Source organism: Polaribacter sp. Hel1_33_96, from assembly GCF_002846595.1.
Classification (GTDB): Bacteria; Bacteroidota; Bacteroidia; order Flavobacteriales; family Flavobacteriaceae; genus Polaribacter.
In genome coordinates this window covers 2,140,001-2,152,507 of record NZ_PJMV01000001.1, presented here as the reverse complement: position 1 = coordinate 2,152,507, position 12,507 = coordinate 2,140,001, and the positions used below count along the sequence as shown (strand labels likewise).

General features: G+C 32.6%; 9 protein-coding genes and 1 rRNA gene (1 of these 10 running past the window's edge). 1 reads left to right on the top strand and 9 read right to left on the bottom strand.

From position 1 onward, the window contains the following. Window positions 1-12 precede the first annotated feature (12 nt). The 9 genes from glgB to thrS form a co-directional block, all read right to left on the bottom strand. Window positions 13-1,920, bottom strand: a complete 1,908-nt coding sequence (glgB, locus tag ATE90_RS09365; RefSeq protein WP_036787156.1) for a 1,4-alpha-glucan branching protein GlgB — start codon at window positions 1,918-1,920, stop codon at window positions 13-15. Between the two features lie 53 nt (window positions 1,921-1,973). Next, window positions 1,974-3,911: an alpha-1,4-glucan--maltose-1-phosphate maltosyltransferase gene (locus ATE90_RS09360; protein ID WP_036787153.1), complete on the bottom strand. Its 1,938-nt coding sequence runs from the start codon at window positions 3,909-3,911 to the stop codon at window positions 1,974-1,976. A gap of 42 nt (window positions 3,912-3,953) precedes the next feature. Then, window positions 3,954-5,219, bottom strand: a complete 1,266-nt coding sequence (locus ATE90_RS09355) for a glucose-1-phosphate adenylyltransferase (RefSeq protein WP_036787150.1) — start codon at window positions 5,217-5,219, stop codon at window positions 3,954-3,956. Between the two features lie 4 nt (window positions 5,220-5,223). Then, on the bottom strand, window positions 5,224-6,429 hold the full coding sequence (glgA, locus tag ATE90_RS09350; RefSeq protein WP_036787127.1) for a glycogen synthase: 1,206 nt from the start codon (window positions 6,427-6,429) through the stop codon (window positions 5,224-5,226). A 211-nt stretch (window positions 6,430-6,640) separates the two neighbouring features. Then, window positions 6,641-7,240 (bottom strand): hypothetical protein, encoded by a 600-nt coding sequence (locus tag ATE90_RS09345; RefSeq protein WP_036787109.1) that lies wholly within the window; start codon window positions 7,238-7,240, stop codon window positions 6,641-6,643. A gap of 84 nt (window positions 7,241-7,324) precedes the next feature. Further along, window positions 7,325-7,669, bottom strand: coding sequence for a 50S ribosomal protein L20 (rplT, locus tag ATE90_RS09340; protein ID WP_036787106.1), 345 nt, complete (start codon window positions 7,667-7,669; stop codon window positions 7,325-7,327). A 93-nt stretch (window positions 7,670-7,762) separates the two neighbouring features. Further along, window positions 7,763-7,960, bottom strand: coding sequence for a 50S ribosomal protein L35 (gene rpmI / locus ATE90_RS09335; RefSeq protein ID WP_036787103.1), 198 nt, complete (start codon window positions 7,958-7,960; stop codon window positions 7,763-7,765). Window positions 7,961-7,993: 33 nt separating this feature from the next. Then, a complete protein-coding gene (gene infC, locus ATE90_RS09330) occupies window positions 7,994-8,512 on the bottom strand; it encodes a translation initiation factor IF-3 (protein WP_081958182.1) in 519 nt (172 codons plus the stop codon). A gap of 115 nt (window positions 8,513-8,627) precedes the next feature. Further along, window positions 8,628-10,568 carry a threonine--tRNA ligase gene (thrS, locus tag ATE90_RS09325; protein WP_036787094.1) on the bottom strand — a complete coding sequence of 647 codons (1,941 nt, stop codon included), beginning with the start codon at window positions 10,566-10,568 and terminating at the stop codon, window positions 8,628-8,630. Between the two features lie 1,035 nt (window positions 10,569-11,603). On the opposite strand from thrS, the gene ATE90_RS09320 reads away from it, so the two are divergent. Next, window positions 11,604-12,507, top strand: a 16S ribosomal RNA gene (locus ATE90_RS09320) (it continues 616 nt past the right edge of the window).

The window sequence follows — 12,507 nt, the reverse complement described above, 5'->3', positions numbered from 1 at the left end:
GAGGGTTTAATATTATTTGTATTTGTAGACCATCATACCTAATGGGGGTAAATTTAGTTCGATAGAATTCTCTCTAGCATTCCATACTTTTTGATCTGAAGTTATTTTTTTGTTTTTAAATTTTCCTGATCCGTTATATTTTATAGCATCACTATTAAAAATGGCTGTTAATGCACCAGCTTTTGGTAAACCTATTCTATAATGTTCTCTCGGAACAGGAGTAAGGTTTAAAACAACAATTATATTATCTTTTTCATTTATACCTTTTCTAAGATAAGACATTACTGAGTTTTCATGATCTCCGTGATCGATCCATTCAAATCCTTCTGGTGAAAATTGCTTTTGATGCAAAGCGGGTTCTTTTTTGTATAATTTATTTAGATCTTTTACTAAATTTTGTGCTCCTTTATGTACATCGAAATTTAACAAATGCCAATCTAAACTTCCATTGAAATTCCATTCACTTGTTTGTCCAAATTCACCACCTTGAAATAATAATTTTGCTCCTGGATGTGTATACATGAAGCCATAAAGTAAACGTAAGTTTCCAAATTTTTGCCATTCATCACCAGGCATTTTATCTACGATTGATTTTTTACCATACACAACTTCGTCATGAGAAAGAGGTAGCATAAAATTTTCTGTGAATGCATAATTTAAACTAAAGGTTAAATCATTTTGATGATGTTTTCTATAAACAGGCTCTTTAGCAAAATAATCTAAAGTATCATGCATCCAACCCATCATCCATTTCATACCAAAACCTAAACCACCATCGTAAATTGGTCGAGATACTTGAGGAAAAGAGGTAGATTCTTCTGCAATAGTTTGAACATCTGGAAAAGCTTCATAAACAGCCGCGTTCATTTCTTTAATAAAATTAATGGCATCTAAGTTTTCTCTTCCGCCAAATTCATTTGGTTCCCATTGTCCTTCTTCTCTAGAATAATCAAGAAACAACATAGAAGCTACGGCATCAACTCTTAAACCATCTGCATGATATTGGTCTAGCCAAAAAATTGCATTACTAATTAAAAATGCTTTTATCTCGTTTCTTCCGTAATTAAAAATTAAACTCTTCCAATCTTGGTGATACCCTTTTCTTCTATCTGGGTGTTCATATAAATGCGAACCATCGAAGAAACCTAAACCATGATCATCTGAAGGAAAGTGCGAAGGAACCCAATCTAACAGCACTCCAATTCCTTTTTCGTGGAATTTATCTACTAAATATTTAAATTCATCTGGATAACCAAAACGTGATGTCGGAGCAAAATATCCTGTTAATTGATATCCCCAACTTGGATCATACGGATATTCCATGATTGGCATAAATTCTACATGTGTAAAATTCATTTCTTCAACATAATCAACTAATTCTTCTGCTAATTCTCTATAACTTAAAAAGCGATTTTCTTCAATTTGTTTTTTCCAAGAACCTAAATGGACTTCATAAACAGAAAAGGGAGCATCTAATGCATTATTCTTTTTTCTGTTTTTCATCCATTTTTTATCTTTCCAAGCATATTCATCTTCCCAAACAACCGATGCCGTTTTTGGCGGGTGCTCGCATCTCCTTGCAAAAGGATCAGCTTTCTCTGTAGTTATATCGTTATTAGAACTTCTAATTTTATACTTATAAATACTTCCTTTGCTTACTTCAGGAATAAAACCTTCCCAAATTCCGCTTCCGTCCCAACGTACATTTAAGTGATGCTCTCCTTCCAACCAAAAATTAAAATCCCCAATTACAGCAACAGATTTTGCACTTGGAGCCCAAACGGCAAAGTAAGTTCCTTTTATACCATCTACGGTTGTAATATGTGATCCAAATTTTTCGTAGAGACGATAGTGTTTTCCTGCCTGAAAAAGATGAATATCAAATTCCGTAAAAAGACTGTGTATTTTTGTTTGTGCCATAGTTATAAGGTCAAAACATTTTCTAAATTATTTTAATAGAAATATTTTATGTTTTACTTGTTAATTTTAAAAATATGAAACGGCAAGGTTGCATGTAATTCTACATAATTCCATTCATTATACCAATTATAGCAATTTCTTGTCACCAAATCTTCCACTTCTATTTTTTGACCATGATTTAATTTTAATTCATGAAGTGGTAATTGTACAGAACCAGTTTGTGCATTATAAGCGTCTAAACTTATAATTGTTAATGTTTCATTAGTTCTAGTATCATTCCATTTATAGAATGCTATGATTTGATCGTTACCAGTTTCTAAAAATTGAATATTATTTGTTTGTTGGTAAGACTCGTTTTCTTTTCTAATGTTGTTAATTCTAGAAATTAAAGTAGTTACTTTATTTTCTTTAAACCAATCATAATGACAAAGTTGAAATTTTTCTGACATATAATATTCTTCCTTTCCAGGAATAGGGTCACTAATCATCTGCTCAAAAACGGGTCCATAAATACCTACATTAGAACTTAATGTTGCCGCCAAAGCATAGCGCTGTAAATATTTACTTTCTGGAGCTCCTTGTAAATGAAATGGATTAATATCTGGTGTATTTGGCCAGAAATTTGGCCTCATATATTCTTTTTGATCTGTTTTGGTAAGCTCATTCATGTATTCGATCAATTCATGTTTCGACTCTCTCCAAGTAAAATAAGTATAAGATTGTGTATAGCCTTGCTTCCCTAATTGTTGCATTACTTTCGGTTTGGTAAAAGCTTCTGCTAAAAATAATACATCTGGATGTTTTTTCTTTACTTCGGCAATAATCCAGCCCCAAAAATAGTAAGGTTTTGTATGTGGGTTATCAACTCTGAAAATATTAATTCCACAATCAATCCAAAACAATAAGGTATCTAAACATTCTTTCCAAAGATTTTTAAAATCTTTACTTTCCCAATAAATGGGGAGAATATCTTGATATTTTTTTGGTGGATTTTCTGCATACTGCACAGTTCCATCTGGTCTCCATTTAAACCAATCTGGATGTTCTTTAACCCAAGGATGATCAGGTGCTGCCTGCAATGCATAGTCCATAGCAACTTCAATTTCTAATTCTTTTGCTTTTGAAACTAAGTTTTTAAAGTCTTCCAAAGAACCTAGCTCCGGATGTAAATCTTTGTGACCTCCATGTTTAGAGCCAATTCCCCAAGTAGAGCCAACATCTCCATCTTGTGCAACAGTAGTATTATTTTTGCCTTTTCTATTTACTTCTCCAATTGGATGAATAGGAGGGAAGTATAAGGTATCAAACCCCATTTGTGCAACTCTTGGAAGTAGTCTATGACAGTCATTAAAGGTACCATGTATTCCTTCTTGCTCGGAAGCTGAACGCGGGAAAAATTCATACCAAGTGCTAAACCTTGCCTTTTTTCTATCTACATAAACTTGATATGTTTGACAAGTTTCAATTAATACTTTCTCTGGATATTGCTTTAAAATGGATGTTAACTTCTCAGAAACAGCTTCTTTAATCGCTTCTGCATACGTTTTATTATTCTTAAAAATAAATATTAAATGAAGTAAATAATTTTTTTCGTTTGAAGATATTTTTTCACTAATTACAGATAGTAGTTCTGCTCCTTCTAAAAGTTCTGAACTTACATGCTGATAATCATCAATTTTCCGTTCTAAACCATGTTGCCAATTTAAAGCATAATCTACCCATCCTTCGACTTTATAAAAATAAAACCCTTGTTTTGGTGTGTGAAAACTAGCAGTATATTCATCATTAAAGGTTGAGGACATTCTAACTTCTGACCAATTTTTATCGGTTTCGTGCTTGAATAATAAATTAGCTTGAAGAACATCATGTCCGTCAACTAAAACATCTGCAGTTACATTTACAATTTCGTCAACAACGCGTTTTATAAAGACTTTTCCATTATTTATTTGTGGAGTAATATTTTCTATGACAATTCTACTTTGATTTTGCATTAATTTGTTTAAGTTTTTATAATAAAAAAGTAAAAAAATGTTTTATCCGATAATAGTTCCAACCGGGATAGTAGCATCTTTTTTAATTACTACAATTCCGTCTTTCACCATATAAGAATCTGTTTCTATATTTTCTATATGCGTTCCACCATTAATTCTTACGTCATCTCCAATTCTACAATTTTTATCTACAATACAGTTATGAATATAGCATCTATTACCAATTCCCATTACAATTTCAATATTATTTTTTGAAATTTGCTCTAAAGATTCATAAGAATCATTACCCATCATGTAGGTATTAGAAATTAAAGAATTTTTACCAATTCTTGATCTAATTCCAATAACAGACCTTTCTATTTTTTCTGCGTGAATTAAACATCCATCACCTATAACTGCTTTATTTAAAATAGTTCCGGATATTTTAGAAGTAGGGAGTACCCTGGCTCTTGTATAAATTCCTTTATTATCATATAAATTAAATTGAGGAACATCATCTGTTAATCCTAAATTGGCTTCAAAGAAAGAATCTATATTTCCAATATCTGTCCAATAACCTTCATACTGATAGCTTAGTGTTTTGTGTTTTGCAATAGCTTGTGGAATAATTTCTTTTCCAAAATCATTTGTATCAGGGTTGTCCATTAATTTAATTAACAAATCTCTGTTAAATATATATATACCCATAGAGGCAAGGTAATCTCTACCCTGAGATTTCATCTCATCACCAACGTCCGATGTCCAGTTTGGTAACAATTCAGTACCCGGTTTTTCGATAAACGAAGTAATTACATTTTCTTCATTTGTTTTTAATAGCCCAAATTGAGTAGCATCTTTTGCGTTAACAGGATAGGTAGCTATTGATATTTCTGCACCACTTTCTTCGTGTTTCTGAATCATATCATTAAAATCCATTTGATATAATTGATCACCAGAAAGAATTAAAGCATACTCAAAATCATTTGCTAAAAAGTGATGCATGCTTTGTCTTACTGCATCTGCAGTTCCTTGAAACCATTTATCACTATGAATAGTTTGTTCTGCCGCTAAAACATCTACAAAAGCAGAGCTAAAAAAACTAAAGTGATAGGTATTTTTAATATGGGCATTTAAAGAAGCAGAATTAAATTGAGTTAATACATACATTCTTTTGATATCAGAATTGATACAATTAGAAATAGGAATATCAACTAATCTATATTTTCCTGCAATAGGCACAGCAGGTTTAGATCTGTCTTTAGTTAATGGATATAATCTTGATCCTTGGCCTCCACCTAGAATAATTCCTAATACTTTATCATTTATCATTGCCTTATTTTTTTATTGATTTATATAATTCTTCTACTTGTTTTGCTATTGCTATCCAATCAAAATAATCTTCAACTCTTTTGCGACCTTTTTTAGCCATAGAGTTTCTTAATGCAGGATTACTAATTACGCTATTCACACCATTTGCCAAATCTTTAGCAAATTTATCTGGATTTATCGGCTCAAAAGGAGCGGATTTTTGCTGCTCTACAGGAATTAAAAAACCTGTTTCTCCATGAACAACAACCTCTTTTATTCCTCCAACGGCACTTGCAACAACTGCTGTTTTACAAGCCATAGCTTCAATATTTATAATGCCAAAAGGTTCATAAATTGATGGGCAACAAAATACGTCAGCATGAGAATATAATTGAATGATTTCTTTTTTTGATAACATTTTATCAATCCAGATTACATTCTTACGGCTTTTTTTAACCTCATTAACGGCATCCTCCATTTCTTTTCCAATTTCTGGAGTGTCTGGTGCACCCGCGCAGAGAACTATCTGAGTGTCTGGATTTATATATTTTATGGCATTTACTAAATGAATAATTCCTTTTTGTCTTGTAATTCTTCCTACAAATAGTACATAAGGGGTGTCTTTATCTATTCCATATTCATCTAAGGTAGAAGTTTCTGAAGTAGTAACGTATTCTTGAAGATTGATTCCATTATAAATCACTTTTACTTTGCTTTCGTCAACATTAAAATGTTTTAATACATCTTCTTTCGTTTCCTCAGAAACCGCAATTAATGCATCTGCCATTTCAATTGCTGTCTTTTCTATCCAAGAGGAAGCATCATATCCACGCCCTAGTTGTTCCCTTTTCCATGGTCTTAGCGGCTCTAACGAGTGGGTTGTAATGACTAAAGGAATACCATAACAAAGTTTAGCAATAATACCTGCGAAATGAGCATACCAAGTATGACAATGCACAATATCTGCATCAATTGCATCTGCGTTCATATGAAGCCCAGTACTAAGAGTTTTAAATACAGCTTTTAATTGATCATTTGAATTATCAAAAATAGGGTTATCAAAAGGAAAACCTTTCACCGTTAAACTTCCTTTTTTAGAATTTTGATCTCCAAAACACCGAACATCTACATTCATTAATTTAGATAATTCAGTTGCAAGGTATTCTACGTGAACCCCAGCTCCACCGTAAACATAAGGAGGGAATTCTCTAGTATAAAAAAGGGTTTTCATAAGTAATTTTGTGATGTTAATTTTTTTTGGATTAATAGTTCATTAAAGTAGTAAATTGTAACCAAACCAACAAAATAACGAGGAAGGTTTCTCTCGGATTATTATTTTTATCAGTATGATAATATTAACATAATAGAAAAGACAAATAATAGCAATAAATCAGTATTCTTTGTCTTCTGTTAGAAATATTGTAATTATAAAAAGTTAGGTATTAAGCATTCCTGTGCTTATTGATTTCATCTTGTAATTGCCTTCGCAGTTTTTGTTCTCTTTCAATTGATTTTTTCTTATGATTATCAAATTCTTCCTCAACATAGTTCAAGTTTTCTTGAGCTGTTTTTGTTAGTACATTGCTTTTAGAAAATTTAAAAACAAAGAAAATTAAACAAAGGGTTAAGGCCGTAATGATAAACCATAAAATTATGTTGTAAGTTATTTTATTTAATTGTGCCCCAAATAAGGAAATTGAGTTTTCTTTTTGCAGAGCAACAGTTAAATCTAATTTAGTTTTATTAAAAGAGGTATTAAGTTTTTGAATGTTTTCTCTTTCCGTATTTAATAAATTTTCTTTTTCAGAAATTATTTTTTTTGAATTTTTTAAAGAGTCTAAAACATTTTCTTTTATTTTCTGAAATTTAACGATGTCTATTACTTTATATTTTTTACCGGTACCAGGAGGTCTAAACGTAGTTGATGTTCTGTAGACTTTATCAAACTGACCTTTTATTGAGTAATCTTCTGCTCTAACTTCTTGTGAGAAAGAAGAAAAAGCGTTTATAATAAAAAGAATAAATAACATTTTAAATTTCATCTGTATACTTTTTTGATAATGTAAATTTATGAAAAAAACCCAAACAAAAAGTTTGGGTTTTTAAATATAAGCAAGTATTATTATTTATTTAATTTTCTCTACAACTGCCTTAAAAGCGTTTGGGTTGTTTACAGCTAAATCAGCTAAAACCTTTCGGTTTAATTCGATATTATTAGCTTTCACTTTTCCCATAAACTGAGAGTAAGACATTCCGTGTAAACGAGCTGCAGCGTTAATACGCACAATCCATAAAGAACGGAAGTTTCTCTTATTGTTTTTACGGTCTCTATATGCATAAAGCATACCTTTTTCAACCGCATTTTTTGCTACTGTATAAACGTTTTTTCTACGTCCGAAGTAACCTTTTGCTGCCTTCAAGATTTTTTTTCTTCTTTTTCTTGAGGCTACTGAATTTACTGATCTTGGCATAATTTCAATGTTTTTTGTAGTAGGCGATTCGTTTCGGAATACTTTTTATTTTGGCCTAGCTCCATGGTTAATAATTAAATTCCCTTGTTAAACTTACTTTAAGTTTAACTGTTGCTTAATGTTAGACTCATCAGACTTGTGTACTAAAGTATCATGAGTTAACTTTAATTTACGTTTTTTAGACTTCTTCGTTAGAATGTGACTTTTGAACGCGTGCTTTCTTTTGATTTTACCAGTACCAGTAACTTTAAATCGTTTTTTGGCGCTAGATTTGGTTTTCATTTTAGGCATCTCTCCTTCGTTTTTATCTTGCTTATAAGATTTTTATTTTACTTTTTTTGGAGCAATAAACATAATCATTCGTTTACCTTCTAATTTTGGTAATTGCTCTACTTTACCATACTCTTCTAATTCTTGTGCTAATTTTAGTAATAAAATTTGACCTTGTTCTTTAAAAATAATAGAACGTCCTTTAAAGAATACAAATGCTTTTAATTTTGCACCCTCTTGTAAAAACTTTAGGGCATGTTTCTTTTTGAATTCATAATCATGTTCATCAGTCTGAGGTCCAAAACGTATTTCTTTAATCGTAACTTTGGTAGCTTTAGATTTTAAAGATTTTTCACGTTTCTTTTGTTCATACAAAAACTTCTTATAATCAATAATTTTACAAACAGGTGGTTTCGCCTTTGGAGAAATCTCTACCAAATCCAATTCCTGTTCATTGGCTAATTCTTTGGCTTTGTCCAAAGGATACACACCAACTTCAACATTTTCGCCCACAAGACGAACTTCGTCAACATATTTTATTTTTTCATTAATTCTATGTTGATCTTCTTTGATTACTCTTAACGGCCTTCTCGACCTGCTTCTACGTATTGCTATGACTTATAAATTTTAAGTTTAACTTATGGTTGTTTTACAACCTTTTAATCTTTTTGATGAAATTCAAAATTAATTAAAATTTCTTCAATGTTTTACTTTCTTCAGTTTTAATTAACGAAATAAATTCTTCAATTGTAAATGATCCTATATCTCCTTGTCCATGTCGTCTAACAGAAACCGTTCCGTCTTGCTCTTCTTTCTCACCAACAATCACCATAAATGGTGTCTTGTTAACTTCTGCATCTCTAATCTTGCGACCAGTTTTTTCATTTCGGTTATCTACGAGGGCGCGAATTTCGGAATTTTCTAACGATTCTAAAACTTTTTCTGAATATTTTTGATATTTATCACTGATTGGCAGCAAGATAACTTGATCTGGAGTTAACCAAAGAGGGAAGTTACCCCCCGTATGTTCTAGTAGTACTGCGATAAAACGCTCCATGGAGCCAAATGGTGCTCTGTGAATCATTACGGGTCTGTGTAATTGATTATCTGCCCCTTTATAGGTTAAATCAAAACGTTTTGGTAGATTATAATCAACTTGAATCGTTCCAAGTTGCCAACTTCTGCCTAAAGCGTCTTTTACCATAAAGTCTAATTTAGGACCATAAAAGGCAGCTTCACCTTCTTCAATTACAAAGGCTAAGCCTTTATCTGTCGCTGCACTTATAATGGCATTTTCAGCTATTTCCCAAGTTTCAACATCACCTATGTATTTGTCGGGGTTACTTTTATCTCTTACAGAAACTTGAGCAGTAAAATCCTCAAAACCTAACGAACCAAAAACATACAATACTAAATCGATTACGTCTTTAAATTCTTGATCTAATTGTTCTGGTGTACAGAAAATATGAGCATCATCTTGTGTAAATCCCCTAACGCGAGTTAATCCATGTAACTCTCCGCTTTGCTCATATCGGTATACAGTACCAAATTCTGCAAAACGTTTGGGTAAATCTTTATAAGAATACGGTTTAAAGTTATAAACTTCACAGTGATGTGGACAGTTCATAGGTTTTAATAAAAACTCTTCATCCATCTTAGGAGTCTTTATTGATTGAAAACTATCGGCACCGTATTTTTCGTAATGTCCAGAAGTAACATACAATTCTTTCTGACCAATATGTGGTGTCATCACCATCTCATAACCTGCTTTTTTCTGAGCTCTCTTTAAGAAATCTTCTAAACGTCCTCTTAAAGCAGCTCCTTTTGGCAACCATAAAGGCAAACCAGCACCTACTTTTTGAGAAAATGTAAATAATTCTAACTCTCTTCCAAGTTTTCGGTGATCACGTTTTTTTGCTTCTTCTAATAACTCTAAATATTCAGTTAGCATCTTTTGCTTTGGAAAACTAATTCCATAAACACGAGTTAATTGATTATTATTTTCATCACCTCGCCAATAAGCACCGGCAACACTCATTATTTTAATAGCTTTTATAATTCCAGTGTTTGGTATGTGCCCTCCTCTACATAAATCAGTAAAGTTACTATGGTCACAAAAAGTAATATCTCCATCCGTTAAATTTTCAATTAATTCAACTTTATACTGGTTGTTCTCTTGCTTATATAACGTTAAAGCATCTGCTTTAGAAACTGGTCGTAAAGAAAACTCATGTTTTCCGCGAGCAATCTCTAAAAATTTACTTTCTAATTTTTTGAAATCTTTATCAGAAATTACATTCTCTCCTAAATCTACATCATAGTAAAAACCGTTGTCAATGGCAGGTCCAATGGTTAATTTAGCTTTCGGGTAAAAACTTAAAATAGCTTCGGCTAAAACATGCGCAGAAGAATGCCAGAATGCTTTCTTACCGTTATCATCTTTAAACGTATATAAAATTAATGAACCATCAGTGGTTAATGGAGTAGTGGTCTCAAGTGTTGTGTCATTAAAGTTTGCTGAGATTACGTTTCTAGCAAACCCTTCACTAATGCTTTTTGCAACATCCATCGGAGTACTGTTTTTAGCAAACTCCTTAATAGTTCCGTCAGGTAAAGTAATTTTAATCATTTAGTATGGCCTATTTGAGGGCACAAATATATTAGAAAACATTTTTTTACACAATAGATATTCCTACTTATTAAAACCTATTCTCTTTTTTCTTTTTGTGTTCCCTTTTTTTAGCAGTCTATTAGCATTAAAAATAAGATTTACCTAGAAAAAAGGTCGGGCTTTACATTCTATCTTTTTTTCAATTCTTCAAAAAAGGATGCCATTTCAATCCCTAACACTGCATTTTAACAAATAATAAAAGAGTTTTAAAGAATTTCCACTCTTTAATATTAGATTTCTTTTTGGGTCATAATTTCAAGTTTTTTTCTAAAAAAAATTAATGATGGAGAATGATAGAACTGCTATGTACTTCTTTTAAACACTTGGTTATTTATGATTATTTGTTAAAAAGATTGAAAAGTTTTAAAAAGGATTAGATTCTAAATACTTCATTGCAATACATTTACGTTTTTTGTTATGATAATTTTGGATAAAGTATTGATAAATAGTTGTGAGATTAGAAAGAGGGTGTATATTTGCACCCGCTAACGGGGATTTTGTTTTGTTGGTGATGTTCATTGAGTTGTTGTATTGTGGGATTAGATTGGGTTTTAAGTTTGATAAGGTTGTTTAGATTTTATTAAAAATAAGGTTTATTTTTATTTGGTTTATGATTAAAAAACGTTGTATGTTTGCAGTCCGAAATTTTCGGCAGTTACGTTCAGTTTTTTTTAGTTTTAAAGGGGTTTAAAAAAAAGTATTTTTTTTTCTTGTTGGAATAGAAATAGTTTATATATTTGCACCCGCTAACAAATACGGCAAAAAGGATTACAGAGATTTTGGTAAGGATTTTGATAAAAAGTCTACTAGTTCGATTCTAGTATTTCTACAAGATAGGATTTATAATGATTGTTTTAAATGCATGAGATTATTATTCTAGAAGTTCATTGAAAATATTGAAATTGACAGCGTAAACAAAGAGTAGAATAACCATGTTTAATTAAATTTAGACAAATTCTTTTGAAACTTATTCATTCATATTATTTAAAATATACAATGAAGAGTTTGATCCTGGCTCAGGATGAACGCTAGCGGCAGGCTTAACACATGCAAGTCGAGGGGTAACATTGTAGCTTGCTACAGATGACGACCGGCGCACGGGTGCGTAACGCGTATAGAACCTACCTTTTACAGAGGGATAGCCTTTAGAAATGAAGATTAATACCTTATAGTATTGAGACTTGGCATCGAGTTTTAATTAAAGATTTATCGGTAAAAGATGGCTATGCGTCCTATTAGTTAGTTGGTAAGGTAACGGCTTACCAAGACTTCGATAGGTAGGGGCCCTGAGAGGGGGATCCCCCACACTGGTACTGAGACACGGACCAGACTCCTACGGGAGGCAGCAGTGAGGAATATTGGGCAATGGAGGCAACTCTGACCCAGCCATGCCGCGTGCAGGAAGACTGCCCTATGGGTTGTAAACTGCTTTTATACAGGAAGAAACACTGCTACGTGTAGCAGCTTGACGGTACTGTAAGAATAAGGACCGGCTAACTCCGTGCCAGCAGCCGCGGTAATACGGAGGGTCCGAGCGTTATCCGGAATCATTGGGTTTAAAGGGTCCGCAGGCGGTCAATTAAGTCAGAGGTGAAATACCATAGCTCAACTATGGAACTGCCTTTGATACTGGTTGACTTGAGTCATATGGAAGTAGATAGAATGTGTAGTGTAGCGGTGAAATGCATAGATATTACACAGAATACCGATTGCGAAGGCAGTCTACTACGTATGTACTGACGCTGAGGGACGAAAGCGTGGGGAGCGAACAGGATTAGATACCCTGGTAGTCCACGCCGTAAACGATGGATACTAGTTGTTGGGCATTAGCTCAGTGACTAAGCGAAAGTGATAAGTATCCCACCTGGGGAGTACGGTCGCAAGACTGAAACTCAAA